Source organism: Bacillus sp. M5A3_1b (genome assembly GCF_053345335.1).
In genome coordinates this window covers 510,906-524,546 of sequence record NZ_JBKEZY010000001.1, presented here as the reverse complement: position 1 = coordinate 524,546, position 13,641 = coordinate 510,906, and the positions used below count along the sequence as shown (strand labels likewise).

Here is a 13,641-nt window from a genome sequence, read left to right as displayed (position 1 = left end):
TTTAGTATATAATAAAGGAAACGCTTTCATTTTTTGGTTTGTTCACAAAATGGACGGAAAATCACATATTTACTATCGATATGTTGCTTTATAATGAAACTAATTAAATATACATGCATAAAATATTGTGAAATAAATAACATAAATAATCTATATAAATGTAAACGTTATCAAAATAGAGAGGTGGAGACAATGAGTAAATTTTTCTTCAATCATAATCCAGCAACAGTAGAGGATGGAAGGCTTGTTAAGTATGCTGAAATTATTTATGGAGAAGGTGGCCGTTCTGTATTAGAAAATTTAATGGTGAAGGCATCTATCAGATTGCGTGATCGTTATCCGAATAAATCTGACGAGCAGATCTCGAACCTTGTAAATAAAGGCATCCATGATATGTTTCAAAAATATGTGAGTGAGTAAGAGTAGCCAATGGCTGCTCTTACTTTTTTGTATAAGGATTGTATCTCTAGCTGAAAATAAGGATGTATTTTGAAAGATATAAAAAGGAGTGATAAAGATGAGCAATGGAATTGGTCGTTCAAAAGAAAATCTTCCAACTGATGCTAATCATGTGAGCGCAAAGGATCGTGCGCATCAAAAACGTATGGCAAAGCAAAAACAACAAGAGCGTAATGGCGATAGAGGATAACTCAAAAAAAGCTCCTTCTAAAACAGAAGGGGCTTTTTAAGATAGAAAATGATTTGCGGTAACATAAAAAAGTCCACCGTTAATAATTTGCACTGTAATACGTGGCTCGTATTGTTCTTGTAGTGCTTGTTTTTCAATTTCATAGCTTTCGGGAAGTTCATCACTTTCTTCATAAAAACGATTTAAAAGGTCTAAATCATGATTCCAGCGCACTCTTGCTTCTTTCGCCCACGTATGGTCATCTTCTGCAATAATATTTTTTAAAGCGTCCTCTATACGTTGTAAACCGCTTTGCGGTTTAATGATGGGTGAGAGCGTAAAACAAAAGTCAGGTATTTTCGGTGTAAGTTTAATTTTCGTTAATGTTTCATGAAAGTTTGCAATCATTGTGCCAGAAATGAGATGAATACCAATCGAGTGAAGGATGTCCTTTTTTCGATCACATTGATAGGAAACTTTAATATTTACACCGAGCCACGGATGGAGCGGTGTATGTGTCGCTCCGCTATGCCGTACTTCCTCATATAAACGTATGTAAGAGCCTAATTCTTTTGTCGTTTGGAAAATTTGATGAAGGCGTGGGGAACCGTAGTGAATCAGTTCACCATCGCTTTCTTCATTTTCTGGATTCGTAACAAGAGTAAGGCGCATCGGATTCGGTACGCCTCCTGTTTTCTCAAGATAGTGCCAATAAAAAGGGCGATTCATTAATAATTTATCCATCTCAATTGTTAACTGCACATCTAATAAATGAGGAGAACGTTCTAAAATTTCACAGTTATTCGCCTCAAAAAAATTGTATAAGTAATTATGAATTTCATGTTGCTGCATAGCCTTGCACCTCAGCTTCATTTCGTTTCGCAAAGTCGATAATAGATGTTAAGTTTTCCATCTTAATTCGGATTTCTCCTTCGCTTTTTGATTGCGCAAATATTTCTTGAATGTGCGCGTCGATGTTTTTCATATTAATTCTCGTTAAAATTTCATCAAGCTCGCCGATAACACGCTCAAATAAATTGATTTTTTCATATAACAGTTTCAAAATATGTTCTTCAACAGTATGTTTTGTAGCTAAGTTATAAATATGAACATCATTCTTTTGACCAAGACGGTGAATACGTCCGATTCTTTGTTCAAGACGCATTGGATTCCATGGCAAGTCATAATTGATCATATGGCTACAAAACTGTAAGTTAATCCCTTCGCCACCAGCTTCCGTTGCAATTAATACTTGTGCGTGGTTTTGGAAAAGCTCCTTCATCCAATCTTTCTTCCCGCGTTTAAACCCGCCGCGGAATGGAACGGAAGAAATACCGTGTTGTTGTAAAAACCATTGTAAATACATTTGTGAAGCTCTATATTCAGTGAAGATAATGACTTTATCGTCAATTTCTTTTATAAGCTCAAGAGCTTTATTCGCTTTTGAGTTGAAAGGAATATGATTAATTTTGTCCATTAGCACATCAATATGTGGGTCCTTTATGTAATGCTCATTTTCTTTCTGCCTTTTTTCCACATGTTTTTTTAATGAGTAGTAAACAGCTTCACGACTACTACACGCTTCCCGTTTTAAAGTTAACGATGAGAAAGCAGATGTGAAGGCATCTTGTCCTCGCCAATTTTCAATACCATTATACAAAGCTTGCTCTTCTTCATTAAACTCAACAAAAATTGTACGTACATGTCTTTTTGGCCAATCAATTCCGGTATTATGACGTCGATTTCGGACCATCACTTTGTTAATAAGAGCTTTTAAATCTTCATCAGATTCGGCGGAACGATTTTTTGAAGCGTAATATTCTTCAAAGTTGGATTGATTGCCTAAATGTCCTGGCTTTAATAAAGATACAAGGTTAAAAATTTCATCGATCTTATTTTGAACAGGCGTAGCGGTTAATAATAAACAAAATTTCTTTTTTAATCGTTGTGCAAATTCATAGTTTTTTGTTTTATTATTTTTAAGTTTATGTGCTTCATCGATAATAATAAGGTCATATTCTAGGTTCAAAACGATATCGCGATGCGGTGAACGTTTTGCAGTATCAATTGATGATACAATCACATCGGCTTGTTCCCACGAGTAGCTTTTCTTTTGGGCTACAGCTGGAATAAAAAACTTTGTATTTAATTCGTATGCCCATTGTGATACGAGAGAGGCAGGGACGAGTATAAGTACTTTTTTCACAAGACCGCGGACCATATATTCTTTTAAAATAAGCCCAGCTTCAATCGTTTTCCCAAGTCCCACTTCATCTGCTAGTATCGCTTTACCATTCATTTGTTCAATGACATTTTGAGCGACTTCTAATTGATGAGGAAGTGGTGTGAAATGAGATAAATGCTTCGGTGCTTGTAATCCATCGAAAGTAGGAACAAGTAACGATTTTTCTGTTTTATAAGCTAAATGATATAAATCCCAGTTTGTCCAAGGACCATCTTCGTTAATTCTATTTAAAAAATTGTTTTGCCACGTTCGATCTACGGAAATATCGACATTCATTACGACTCTCCCACCTTTTATAAACTAAAGTAATTATTAAAAAAATCTTTATTATATAAGCCTTGTAATAAGGCTCTATTACACTTGCTGAAAGTTAAAGAATAGGAAAAGATAAAGGGCTAAATTTTGAAAATTGTATTTAATAAGATTAAGAATGAAAAATTCTAAATTATTTTTTATGCTAGAATATTGATGAAATATAGCGAATAATGTTAGGATAATGGTGTGAAATGTGTGGAATCTTTCGTATTTTATCCAAGAAAGTGATTTTTTATTTACGCTTTCATAAAAAAATATAATGAGATTCCGTATATCCTATCTTTTCAGAGTGAAAATGTTTAGATATGGCGAGCAACTTTTATTGATTTGTCAAAGCATAAGGGGGAGAGAGCATGATTACATTACAACGTACACCGTTATTTGATGTATACGCGAAGTATGGTGGAAAAACAATCGACTTCGGTGGTTGGGAATTACCAGTTCAATTTTCAAGCATTAAAGAAGAACATGAAGCTGTACGTACGGCTGCAGGTTTGTTCGATGTGTCTCATATGGGAGAAGTTGAGGTAAAAGGTGTAGATAGTTTAGCATTTTTACAACGTGTTGTTACAAATGACGTTTCTACCTTAAAGGTAGGAGGCGCACAATATACAGCTATGTGCTACGAAAATGGTGGTACAGTAGATGATTTATTAATCTACAAACGTGGTGAAGAAGACTATTTATTAGTAATCAATGCATCAAATATCGAGAAAGATTACGAATGGTTAGCTAGCCATGTAATTGGCGATGCAACAGTAGTCAATGTTTCTAGTGAAGTTGCACAGCTTGCAATTCAAGGTCCAAAAGCAGAAGGCATTTTACAAAAAGTTGTGTCAGAAGATTTGAAAGAAATTAAGTTCTTTAAATTTAAAAACGATATTCTTGTAGATGGAATTCCAGCACTTGTATCTCGTACAGGTTACACAGGTGAAGATGGATTTGAAATTTACTGTAAGAGTGAAGATGCTGCAAAACTTTGGGAGAAACTTCTTGAAGTTGGAGCAGAAGAAGGCTTAAAAGCATGTGGTTTAGGTGCTCGAGATACACTTCGCTTCGAAGCAACATTACCACTTTATGGTCAAGAATTATCAAAAGATATTACACCGATTGAAGCTGGCATCGGCTTTGCGGTAAAACCAAATAAAGAAGCAGACTTCTTTGGAAAAGAAACGTTAAAAGAGCAAAAAGAAAACGGTGCGCCTCGTAAATTAGTCGGCATCGAAGTAATCGAACGTGGAATTCCTCGTACACATTACCCTGTATTTATTGGAGAAGAAAAAATCGGGGAAGTAACGAGTGGTACACAATCTCCAACGTTAAAGAAAAGCATTGGTTTAGCACTAATTGATGTAAAATACGCAGCAGTTGATACAGAAGTAGAAATTGAAATTCGTAATAAACGCGTCAAAGCAGTAGTTGTTCCAACACCATTTTATAAACGTTCAAAGTAACGGGGAGAGGGGTAGATTTCATGTTGCATCGTTATCTTCCAATGACAGAAGAAGACAAAAAAGAAATGTTACAAACGATCGGCGTTCAAACGGTCGATGAGTTATTCTCTGATATTCCAGAGAGTGTTCGTTTTAAAGGGGATTTAAAAATTAAAGAAGCAAAATCAGAGCCAGAGCTTTTAAAAGAGTTAACTCAAATGGCTAGTAAAAATGCTAACTTAAAAGAATACGCTTCTTTCTTAGGAGCAGGTGTATACGATCATTACGCTCCAGTAATTGTAGATCACGTTATCTCTCGCTCAGAATTTTATACAGCTTACACGCCATACCAACCAGAAATTTCACAAGGGGAATTACAAGCGATCTTTGAATTCCAAACAATGATTTGTGAATTAACAGGAATGGATGTAGCAAACTCTTCTATGTACGACGGAGGTACAGCTTTAGCTGAAGCGGCAATGCTAGCAGCTGGCCATACTCGCAAAAAGAAAATTCTTGTATCTAGTGCAGTTCATCCAGAATCAAGAGCAGTACTTGAAACGTATGCAAAAGGTCAACATCTTGAAGTTGTTGAAATTAATCATAAAGATGGTGTAACAGATTTAGACGTATTACAAAGTGAAGTAGATGATACAGTTGCTTGTGTAATCGTTCAATATCCAAATTTCTTCGGGCAAGTTGAAAAATTAGCTGATATTGAAAAAATCGTTCATCAACAAAAATCATTATTTATCGTTTCTTCAAATCCATTATCATTAGGCGCATTAACACCACCAGGAAAGTTTGGTGCTGATGTTGTAATCGGTGATGCACAACCATTTGGTATTCCAACGCAGTTTGGTGGACCACACTGTGGTTACTTTGCAACAACGAAAGCATTTATGCGTAAAATTCCAGGACGTCTTGTTGGACAAACTGTAGATTCAGATGGTAAACGTGGATTTGTATTAACGTTACAAGCACGTGAACAGCATATTCGCCGTGATAAAGCGACGTCTAACATTTGTTCAAACCAAGCGTTAAATGCATTAGCAGCATCAGTTGCAATGACGGCACTTGGTAAACAAGGTGTGAAAGAAATGGCACGTCAAAACATTTCTAAAGCACAATATGCAAAACGTCAATTTGAAGCGAAAGGCTTCACTGTAACATTTGCTGGACCATTCTTCAATGAGTTTGTTGTAGATTGCAAGCGTCCAGTGAAAGAAGTAAACGATGCATTATTACAAAAGAATATTATCGGCGGTTACGACCTAGGCCGTGATTATAAAGAGCATGAGAACCATATGCTTGTAGCAGTAACTGAGCTTCGTACAAAAGAGGAAATTGACACACTTGTAAACGAAATGGGGGCTATCCAATGAAGAACCAAGACCAAGCACTTATCTTTGAAGTGAGTAAAGAAGGACGCATAGGATATAGCCTACCAAAATTAGATGTAGAAGAAGTGAAACTAGAAGATGTGTTTGAGAGCGATTATATTCGAGTAGAAGATGCAGAGCTACCAGAAGTATCTGAACTTGACATTATGCGCCACTATACAGCACTTTCAAACCGTAACCACGGTGTAGATTCTGGATTCTATCCACTTGGATCTTGTACGATGAAATATAATCCGAAAATTAATGAGAATGTAGCTCGTTTCGCAGGATTTGCAAATATTCATCCATTACAAGATGAAAAGACAGTACAAGGTGCAATGGAATTAATGTACGACTTACAAGAGCACTTAATTGAGATTACAGGTATGGATACTGTTACATTGCAACCAGCAGCGGGTGCACACGGAGAATGGACAGGTTTAATGTTAATTCGTGCATACCATGAAGCAAATGGTGACTTTAACCGTACGAAAGTAATTGTTCCTGACTCTGCTCACGGAACGAATCCAGCATCTGCAACTGTAGCTGGTTTTGAAACAATTACAGTAAAATCAAATGAACATGGTCTTGTTGACTTAGAAGATTTAAAACGTGTTGTAAACGAAGAAACAGCAGCACTTATGTTAACAAATCCTAATACATTAGGTCTATTCGAAGAAAATATTTTAGAAATGGCAGAAATCGTCCATAACGCAGGCGGTAAATTATACTATGATGGTGCAAACTTAAATGCGGTATTAAGCCAAGCGCGCCCAGGAGATATGGGATTTGACGTTGTGCATTTAAACCTTCATAAAACATTTACAGGTCCTCACGGCGGCGGTGGCCCAGGTTCGGGTCCAGTAGGTGTGAAAGCTGATTTAATTCCGTACTTACCAAAACCAATTTTAGAGAAAACGGAAAATGGCTATCACTTTAACTATGATCGTCCAGAAGCAATTGGACGCGTAAAACCATTCTATGGTAACTTCGGAATTAACGTTCGTGCATACACATACATTCGTTCTATGGGTCCAGATGGACTACGTGCAGTAACGGAGTATGCTGTATTAAATGCGAACTATATGATGAGAAGATTAGCACCATTCTATGATCTTCCGTTCGATAGACATTGTAAGCATGAGTTTGTATTATCAGGTCGTCGCCAAAAGAAACTTGGTGTACGTACATTAGATATCGCAAAACGCCTGCTTGATTTCGGTTACCATCCACCGACAATTTACTTCCCATTAAATGTGGAAGAATGTATTATGATTGAGCCGACAGAAACAGAATCAAAAGAAACATTAGATGGTTTCATTGATAAGATGATTCAAATAGCTAAAGAAGTAGAAGAAAATCCAGAAGTTGTACAAGAAGCGCCACATACAACGGTAATTAAACGTTTGGATGAAACATTGGCTGCTCGTAAACCAGTTTTACGTTATGAAAAGCTAGCTCCTGTACAAGTTTGATTAGCATAACAAAGGAAGAACTCGCTATATGCGGGTTCTTTTTTTGTATGGAGAATTTGTCCCACGATTTGTGGGCTGATTAAAGTTTCACTTTATGCAGAACTAGTGAAGAAAATGTTAAAATTTTATATTTTTTGTTTCATAATGGTGTAAAGAAGTAGTTTCATAGGTGATTTTGTTGAAAAAGTCGGTTTGATAAAAGTATTTATTTTTGTTAGAATTTTATTGAAATTAAGAAGATGCAATGAGATAGGAATGACTCATTTTTATGTATATGTGAAAAAACGAGCAAGTTGGGGGTGAAAATGTGGGATATCGGTGTTATAGAATGATATACCATTTAGAAAACGGAAAAACGATTAAAGATGTAAAAGAATTTTGTTATCGAGATCAAGGAAAAGTATTAGACAGAGTAGCACATCGTGTAATGGATAATAGAGAAGTGACTGCAATTGATAAGCAAGGAACAATCATTTCAATAGCATGTGAGGACATTGTAAAGGTGGAACTTGATTACATAACAGAAAGTTAACCTTGAGTCATATCGAATTATTCGATACAATATACTGTTGAATGGTGACGAGAGAAGAGAGGAGTTTATTATGGGTAGTACAAGACACTTTTATATGTTTATCTTAGCGTTTGTTCTTGTTGTAGCATTAACGATTTATTTAATTGTTGATAGCACTTGGTACAACACAGTTCATCCAGCGTTCCTTCTGTTTATGTATGTAGGAATTGCGGTAGTGAGTTTCGGAATGAGAGATGAGATGTTAGATCGCTTTGAAAAGTGATACATATACGAAAGACCAACAGGAAAATGTTGGTCTTTTTTTCTTGCCAAAAATAGGATGGTGTGTATATACTGTATATATAAGGTATACACAGTATATACACACTGGAGGAAAACATGAATATTATTATTTCGAATTCTTCCCAAGACCCTATTTATGTACAAATAAGAAAACAATTAAGCCAGCTTATTTTAAATGGTGGTTTAAAGGGTGGAGACCAATTACCGTCTATTCGTAGCTTAGCGAAGGAATTACAAATTAGTGTAATTACAACGAAGCGTGCGTACGAGGAGCTTGAAAAAGAAGGATATATAGAAACTGTTGCTGGGAAGGGGACTTATGTTTCACGTAAAAATAATGAACTGCTAAAAGAACAAAGGCTGCGTCTATTGGAAAGTAAAGCGGAAGAGATTGTAAATGAAAGTAAAGCGTTGCAGCTTTCACTTGAAGATTTACAGCAGATGATTGCGTGTTTATATGAGGGGGAATAAGAGATGTTAGAGCTAAAAAATGTTTGTAAAAGTTATCAAGATTTTGCAGTGAAAAATATAAGTTTTACACTGCCACGCGGATATATTATGGGATTTGTCGGACCGAATGGCGCAGGGAAAAGTACGACGATTAAAATGATTATGAACTTAATTCGAAAAGATAGCGGCGATATAAAAATTTTTGGCAAGGACAATAAGAAAGCTGAAAAGGAGATAAAACAAAATATTGGTTTTGTATATGATGAAAATCATTATTACGAAGATTTAACGTGTGAACAAATGAAACGTATTATTGCACCGTTATATAAAAAGTGGGACGAAGAGCAGTATCAATCGTATATGCATAGACTGCAAGTTCCGAAGTATAAAAAAATTAAAGAACTATCAAAAGGGATGAAAATGAAATTTGCGATTGCTATCGCACTTTCACATCACGCAGAGTTTATCATTATGGATGAACCGACAGCAGGATTAGATCCAGTTGTTCGAAGTGAATTACTTGATATTTTGCAAGAAATTGTAATGGAAGATGAAGTATCCGTATTATTCTCAACGCACATTACAACAGATTTAGAGCGCATCGCAGATTATATTACGTTTATCAACGATGGCGAAATTATATTTACTGGTGAAAAAGAAGACTTAATGGAGAACTACGTAATCGTAAAAGGAAGTAATGATTTATTAGACCGAGAAGGAAAAGAACTATTTGTTGGATTACGAAAAAATAAATTTGGTTTCGAAGGTCTAGCGAAGGATAAACAAGCAATTATCGACTGGTTTGGAAATGAGGTTGTAATAGAAAAGCCTACATTAGATGATATTATCGTTTACACCGCGAAAGGGAGAGGTGCCTATGCGTCAGCTCATATATAAAGATTTGTTCTTTTTTCGGGTAACGTGGTTAGTGAATTTTGTTATGCCCCTTGTGTTATTTATGTTAGACCCAAGTGGTGAAGGGTTATTTCCGATGAGTTGTCTATTTATAACACTTTCCTCGGTTATGACGTTAATCTTTATGGATGAAAGGAATAAAAGTGACATTGTTATAAATAGTTTACCGGTAAGTCGAAAGGATATCGTCATTGCTAGATATATTTCCTGTGCAATATTCATTGTAGGTGGCATGCTCTCTACGATGTTAGTTGTTTTTCTTATAAGAGGCATTGTGGTCATTGGTGATATCGGTGCCTATCATCCTAATCTATACATTGAAATTCCATGGTATGAAGTAATAAATGGAGCTATTTACGCCTTGTTTTTTGTTGTGATACTTTTCCCTAGTTATTACGGTACAAAATCGAAGGTAGTAAGAAGTATAGTATCGGCAGCATCAATGGGAGTGGGTGTAATTTTTTGGATGTTTATTAGTGATGGGCTGAATGAAACAGCACCTTCGTTCATTGAGTGGATTATGAATCCTATGCATGTTGGTGTGTTTATAGTTGGAATTATTACATTAGTTAGTATTTATATCGCTTCTATGCTTCTTACAATTAAAATTTATGAAACGCGTGATTTATAGAGAGGAGAATTCATATGCAACAGTTGATTTTGAAGGAGTTTGTCTTACAGAAGAAGATGTTTCCTTTCTATTTTTTAATACCTATTTTATCTGTTTTTAGAAATTCCGTAGAACCGATGGGGATTGCAATAGGATTATTTATAACATGTAGTACGATTATATATATTTCTTTTTATTATGACGAGAAAAGTAAAACAGAAAAAGTATTAGTGAGTTTGCCTATAATGAGAAAGGAGATAGTTATAGCTAAATATATTTCAAGCGCATTATTTATTATAGCCGGTTTGAGCATAACTTCTATAGTCGTAATACTAGGAAATATTTTGTTGAACAGAGATATAGTTATTCCTGGATATGCTATATTTTCAGCAATAGTAGCAACTTTGATTTATTGTGTAGTAACGATACCGACTAATTACATTGGGGGATATAAAGTTATTACTGTCTTGAATTTGATTATGCTTTTTCCTTTAATGGGTATGATTGGTCTTATGTGCAATATTTTTGGTGATAAAACAATTATGTTAAAAGTACTTCACTCTCAAGAGGCTACACAAGCAATGGGTGTTCTTGGTATTGGAGTATTAGTGAGTATATTCATATCAATGTACCTCTCAATGAAAATGTTTCAGGAGGCAGAGTTATAGAAGGGACATTTTCATATTAGGAGGTGTAATACGTGATCAAGCAATTAGTTTTAAAAGATATGATGATGCAAAGAAAGTTAGGGTTTGTTTATCTTATATGTTTCTTGTTTCTGCTCATTGTTGATTTTCGTAGTGATAGTTTTTTGATGACGTTTAGCATGTTTGTACCTGCTCTTGGCATGATACTGTCAATGAGTTATGAGGGGAAAAATAAAAGTGAACTGATAGTAAATAGTTTACCGTTTGACCGTAAAGATATTGTCATAGGAAAATACATATTTGTAAGTATTTTAGTTGTTTTAGGTGGGATTTTCTCACTTGTAGTTGGTTTAATTCAGTTACAAAATGAACATATAACTGTATTTATGCTATGGGGAGAGATTCTTGGCGGAATAACGGGAGGATTGGTTTATAGCATGATTGTACTCCCAATCGAATTTTCAGTAGGATATAGTAGTGCAAAACAAATTGCTCCTTTCATCGGAATTGCATTTGGGTATTTAAGTGGATTGATTGTAAGTAACGTATGGTTAGATGTAGAGAATGCTTGGAACATGAGTCTAGTCGTAAATATTTGTTTTATAGCAGGACTCCTTCTTTTATATGTTATGTCTATGTTTTTCTCAATTCATTTGTACAATGAACGTGATTTATAAGGAGGGAGCAATTGTGAAGCAACTTATAATAAAAGACTTTATCGTGCAATGGAAATTTTTAATTTGGTACATACTGTATCCTGTTTTCTTTTATATGGCCGTAACAGATACGGAAAATCTGTTCATAATTATGTCAGTAATTTTTACAATTGGGGCAACAGTAAAAACATTTGAAGCAGATAGTAAAAATGAGAGTGAAGTTATAGTAAATAGTTTACCAATATTGAGAAAACAAATTGTGTATGCGAAATATATAGTAGCAATTATTATTCTTTTTATAAGCGTAACGGTCGGTTGTTTCACGATGGGAATGAAGAATGGGGTTAACCTATTTGGATTTATTGAAACGACAATGGTTGCTAGTATTAGCTTTATTTTAATGTATTTAAGCTTTGTTTTACCAATATCGTTTTGGTTAGCATATAAAAAAACTATTTTTATTGCGATTTTTATACTAATAGCACCTATGGCTATTTCTTCTATTTTCTTTGGAATCAACCTAGAACAAATTCAACTATATAACAGTGTGTTATTTGTTAGTTCAATATGCATGTTCATAGTATCTGTCTTCGTTTCAGTGAAGTTGTATGAGAAGAGAGAATTTTAAAAGGTGCCTTATATAAGGCACCTTCTTCAATAACGACAATATGAAAGTAAGAGTTTATAAACAGAGAGGCTGTTTGGTACAACATCTTTTGGAGTATGTAATATAAAGCTGAAAATGATAACGAGAATGAGAAAGAGGAAAAATAAAAATAGGATCTGCTTATGTATAGAATTTTGCATATTATCCACTCCTTTTTTAGGTAGTATGTCCAAAAGAAAGGAGTGTATGAAAAATGTTAGGGGGAGAATGATGAATAAAAGAAAATGGTTATATAGAATAGGGATATTTCTATTTTCAATCGGTCTCATATTAGCAAATTTTTACTCAGATATACCATCACCATTTCCTAATTTACATAAAGGAATTGGTATAAGTATTGTCATAGTTGGTCTACTTTGTCTTATCGTATCAAACTTCTACAGAAAGTCTGAATGAATATAAAAAAGGACAGTTACTCTTTTTCAGAGTAACTGTCCTTTTTAAATAATTTATTCCATAGCTTGGCGATACTCCATATAATGACGATTGCAATGGAGGCAATGATGGACCAAACAATTGATATCATTTCAAGTGTCATGTTAGGAAGGAATGTGATAATGGATACTATTTTATGAAACAACCATTCTATTATATGAAAACTAATTTGCAGTAGAATGACAGTCCCAAGCGTAATCCATGCTAACAGTTGCTTCCCTTTTTCTTTCCACATGACATTCACCTCACGTTAGCTTAATAGTTTTAAGCCAACAGCGCCGCATAGAATGCAACTTAAGAAGGCAAGACGACGCCAATCCGCTGATTCGCGGAAAATAAGAATGCCTAGAAGCGCGCTTCCGGCAGTTCCGATTCCAGTCCAAATCGCGTAAGCAGTTCCCATCGGTAACGTGTTCATCGCAAGGGATAAGAAGAAGAAGCTTACGCCGAAGTTAGCGATCAAAATAACTTTTGGTGCCCAGCCTTTCTTTTCAGTGGCTACTTTCATAAAGAGTACACCAATAATTTCACAAATACCAGCTAGAATTAAAAATACCCAAGCCATTTTATGCGGCCTCCTTCGCTTCTTTTTCTTCTGTTACTCGTTTTAAACCAATTACGCCGAAGAAGATTAAGCCGATTAATAAAACTTTTACAATAGAGAAAGGTTCTCCGAAGATGAAAATTTCTGTAAGAACGATCCCACCAGCTCCAATTCCTGTGAAGACGGCGTATACAGTGCCGACAGGTAAATCTTTATAAGCTCTAAATAATAAAACGAAACTAATTGTAATTAATAACGCAACACCAGCCCATTCAAGTGGTGCCTCCGCGTGTTTTAGTCCAATTACCCAAAAGATTTCAATAATACCAGCTAAGATTACATAAATCCATGCCATATGTCATTTCTCCTTCCTACCAGTCGTTAGGTAAAGGGCTTAAAAACGACGCATTGCAAAGGAGCAATCC

General features: G+C 35.2%; 19 protein-coding genes and 1 pseudogene. 14 read left to right on the top strand and 6 right to left on the bottom strand.

Features of this window, described 5'->3' with window-relative positions; translation table 11 throughout:
* Position 1 precedes the first annotated feature (1 nt).
* Positions 2 to 119 (bottom strand): annotated as a pseudogene (locus ACLBWW_RS02770) (GTP pyrophosphokinase).
* A gap of 73 nt (positions 120 to 192) precedes the next feature.
* Between ACLBWW_RS02770 and ACLBWW_RS02765 the strand changes: the two are divergent.
* Positions 193 to 420: a hypothetical protein gene (locus ACLBWW_RS02765; RefSeq protein ID WP_000032702.1), complete on the top strand. Its 228-nt coding sequence runs from the start codon at positions 193 to 195 to the stop codon at positions 418 to 420.
* Positions 421 to 517: 97 nt separating this feature from the next.
* Positions 518 to 649, top strand: a complete 132-nt coding sequence (locus ACLBWW_RS02760; protein WP_000064661.1) for a hypothetical protein — start codon at positions 518 to 520, stop codon at positions 647 to 649.
* 36 nt (positions 650 to 685) lie between these two features.
* Here ACLBWW_RS02760 and ACLBWW_RS02755 read toward each other — a convergent pair whose 3' ends face one another.
* A complete protein-coding gene (locus ACLBWW_RS02755; protein WP_048546433.1) occupies positions 686 to 1,480 on the bottom strand; it encodes a YqhG family protein in 795 nt (264 codons plus the stop codon).
* Positions 1,467 to 3,149 (bottom strand): DEAD/DEAH box helicase, encoded by a 1,683-nt coding sequence (locus ACLBWW_RS02750; protein WP_001100048.1) that lies wholly within the window; start codon positions 3,147 to 3,149, stop codon positions 1,467 to 1,469. The genes ACLBWW_RS02755 and ACLBWW_RS02750 overlap by 14 nt, the downstream gene beginning before the upstream one ends.
* A 392-nt stretch (positions 3,150 to 3,541) precedes the next feature.
* On the opposite strand from ACLBWW_RS02750, the gene gcvT reads away from it, so the two are divergent.
* The 12 genes from gcvT (at position 3,542) to ACLBWW_RS02690 (ending at position 12,633) form a co-directional block, all read left to right on the top strand.
* Positions 3,542 to 4,642: a glycine cleavage system aminomethyltransferase GcvT gene (gene gcvT, locus ACLBWW_RS02745; protein WP_000631766.1), complete on the top strand. Its 1,101-nt coding sequence runs from the start codon at positions 3,542 to 3,544 to the stop codon at positions 4,640 to 4,642.
* A 20-nt stretch (positions 4,643 to 4,662) separates the two neighbouring features.
* A complete protein-coding gene (gcvPA, locus tag ACLBWW_RS02740) occupies positions 4,663 to 6,006 on the top strand; it encodes an aminomethyl-transferring glycine dehydrogenase subunit 1 (RefSeq protein ID WP_048546431.1) in 1,344 nt (447 codons plus the stop codon).
* A complete protein-coding gene (gene gcvPB, locus ACLBWW_RS02735; protein WP_000795689.1) occupies positions 6,003 to 7,478 on the top strand; it encodes an aminomethyl-transferring glycine dehydrogenase subunit 2 in 1,476 nt (491 codons plus the stop codon). The genes gcvPA and gcvPB overlap by 4 nt, the downstream gene beginning before the upstream one ends.
* A 328-nt stretch (positions 7,479 to 7,806) precedes the next feature.
* On the top strand, positions 7,807 to 8,010 hold the full coding sequence (locus tag ACLBWW_RS02730; RefSeq protein WP_447613937.1) for a DUF3929 family protein: 204 nt from the start codon (positions 7,807 to 7,809) through the stop codon (positions 8,008 to 8,010).
* 70 nt (positions 8,011 to 8,080) lie between these two features.
* Positions 8,081 to 8,272, top strand: a complete 192-nt coding sequence (locus ACLBWW_RS02725; RefSeq protein ID WP_000535935.1) for a hypothetical protein — start codon at positions 8,081 to 8,083, stop codon at positions 8,270 to 8,272.
* A 116-nt stretch (positions 8,273 to 8,388) separates the two neighbouring features.
* Positions 8,389 to 8,763 (top strand): GntR family transcriptional regulator, encoded by a 375-nt coding sequence (locus ACLBWW_RS02720; RefSeq protein WP_001021351.1) that lies wholly within the window; start codon positions 8,389 to 8,391, stop codon positions 8,761 to 8,763.
* A 3-nt stretch (positions 8,764 to 8,766) separates the two neighbouring features.
* Positions 8,767 to 9,639, top strand: a complete 873-nt coding sequence (locus tag ACLBWW_RS02715) for an ABC transporter ATP-binding protein (RefSeq protein ID WP_048546429.1) — start codon at positions 8,767 to 8,769, stop codon at positions 9,637 to 9,639.
* Entirely contained in the window at positions 9,620 to 10,288 is a 669-nt protein-coding gene (locus ACLBWW_RS02710; protein WP_048546427.1) for an ABC-2 transporter permease, read from the top strand. The genes ACLBWW_RS02715 and ACLBWW_RS02710 overlap by 20 nt, the downstream gene beginning before the upstream one ends.
* 14 nt (positions 10,289 to 10,302) lie before the next feature.
* Positions 10,303 to 10,935, top strand: coding sequence for an ABC-2 transporter permease (locus tag ACLBWW_RS02705; RefSeq protein WP_048546425.1), 633 nt, complete (start codon positions 10,303 to 10,305; stop codon positions 10,933 to 10,935).
* A gap of 32 nt (positions 10,936 to 10,967) precedes the next feature.
* On the top strand, positions 10,968 to 11,591 hold the full coding sequence (locus ACLBWW_RS02700; RefSeq protein WP_048546423.1) for an ABC-2 transporter permease: 624 nt from the start codon (positions 10,968 to 10,970) through the stop codon (positions 11,589 to 11,591).
* 10 nt (positions 11,592 to 11,601) lie between these two features.
* Positions 11,602 to 12,198, top strand: coding sequence for an ABC-2 transporter permease (locus ACLBWW_RS02695; protein WP_048546478.1), 597 nt, complete (start codon positions 11,602 to 11,604; stop codon positions 12,196 to 12,198).
* A 249-nt stretch (positions 12,199 to 12,447) separates the two neighbouring features.
* Positions 12,448 to 12,633 carry a hypothetical protein gene (locus tag ACLBWW_RS02690; RefSeq protein WP_048546419.1) on the top strand — a complete coding sequence of 62 codons (186 nt, stop codon included), beginning with the start codon at positions 12,448 to 12,450 and terminating at the stop codon, positions 12,631 to 12,633.
* A gap of 16 nt (positions 12,634 to 12,649) precedes the next feature.
* Here the strand turns inward: ACLBWW_RS02690 and ACLBWW_RS02685 are convergent, their stop codons facing one another.
* From ACLBWW_RS02685 to ACLBWW_RS02675, 3 genes are read right to left on the bottom strand one after another with little or no spacing between them, the layout of a single operon-like run.
* Positions 12,650 to 12,907, bottom strand: coding sequence for a DUF3975 family protein (locus tag ACLBWW_RS02685; protein ID WP_048546417.1), 258 nt, complete (start codon positions 12,905 to 12,907; stop codon positions 12,650 to 12,652).
* Positions 12,908 to 12,922: 15 nt separating this feature from the next.
* A complete protein-coding gene (locus ACLBWW_RS02680) occupies positions 12,923 to 13,237 on the bottom strand; it encodes a DMT family transporter (protein ID WP_000312623.1) in 315 nt (104 codons plus the stop codon).
* Between the two features lies 1 nt (position 13,238).
* Positions 13,239 to 13,571, bottom strand: a complete 333-nt coding sequence (locus ACLBWW_RS02675) for a DMT family transporter (RefSeq protein ID WP_000312348.1) — start codon at positions 13,569 to 13,571, stop codon at positions 13,239 to 13,241.
* Positions 13,572 to 13,641 lie beyond the last annotated feature (70 nt).

Excerpts from the sequence above, each read along its gene's own strand:
- ACLBWW_RS02675 (WP_000312348.1), bottom strand. The coding sequence starts at position 13,571 with ATGGCATGGATTTATGTAATCTTAGCTGGTATTATTGAAATCTTTTGG.
- ACLBWW_RS02720 (WP_001021351.1), top strand. The coding sequence starts at position 8,389 with ATGAATATTATTATTTCGAATTCTTCCCAAGACCCTATTTATGTACAA.
- ACLBWW_RS02750 (WP_001100048.1), bottom strand. The coding sequence starts at position 3,149 with ATGAATGTCGATATTTCCGTAGATCGAACGTGGCAAAACAATTTTTTA.
- ACLBWW_RS02760 (WP_000064661.1), top strand. The coding sequence starts at position 518 with ATGAGCAATGGAATTGGTCGTTCAAAAGAAAATCTTCCAACTGATGCT.
- gcvPA (WP_048546431.1), top strand. The coding sequence starts at position 4,663 with ATGTTGCATCGTTATCTTCCAATGACAGAAGAAGACAAAAAAGAAATG.
- gcvT (WP_000631766.1), top strand. The coding sequence starts at position 3,542 with ATGATTACATTACAACGTACACCGTTATTTGATGTATACGCGAAGTAT.
- ACLBWW_RS02685 (WP_048546417.1), bottom strand. The coding sequence starts at position 12,907 with ATGTGGAAAGAAAAAGGGAAGCAACTGTTAGCATGGATTACGCTTGGG.
- ACLBWW_RS02680 (WP_000312623.1), bottom strand. The coding sequence starts at position 13,237 with ATGGCTTGGGTATTTTTAATTCTAGCTGGTATTTGTGAAATTATTGGT.
- ACLBWW_RS02765 (WP_000032702.1), top strand. The coding sequence starts at position 193 with ATGAGTAAATTTTTCTTCAATCATAATCCAGCAACAGTAGAGGATGGA.
- ACLBWW_RS02710 (WP_048546427.1), top strand. The coding sequence starts at position 9,620 with ATGCGTCAGCTCATATATAAAGATTTGTTCTTTTTTCGGGTAACGTGG.
- ACLBWW_RS02690 (WP_048546419.1), top strand. The coding sequence starts at position 12,448 with ATGAATAAAAGAAAATGGTTATATAGAATAGGGATATTTCTATTTTCA.
- ACLBWW_RS02705 (WP_048546425.1), top strand. The coding sequence starts at position 10,303 with ATGCAACAGTTGATTTTGAAGGAGTTTGTCTTACAGAAGAAGATGTTT.
- gcvPB (WP_000795689.1), top strand. The coding sequence starts at position 6,003 with ATGAAGAACCAAGACCAAGCACTTATCTTTGAAGTGAGTAAAGAAGGA.
- ACLBWW_RS02730 (WP_447613937.1), top strand. The coding sequence starts at position 7,807 with ATGATATACCATTTAGAAAACGGAAAAACGATTAAAGATGTAAAAGAA.
- ACLBWW_RS02715 (WP_048546429.1), top strand. The coding sequence starts at position 8,767 with ATGTTAGAGCTAAAAAATGTTTGTAAAAGTTATCAAGATTTTGCAGTG.
- ACLBWW_RS02725 (WP_000535935.1), top strand. The coding sequence starts at position 8,081 with ATGGGTAGTACAAGACACTTTTATATGTTTATCTTAGCGTTTGTTCTT.
- ACLBWW_RS02755 (WP_048546433.1), bottom strand. The coding sequence starts at position 1,480 with ATGCAGCAACATGAAATTCATAATTACTTATACAATTTTTTTGAGGCG.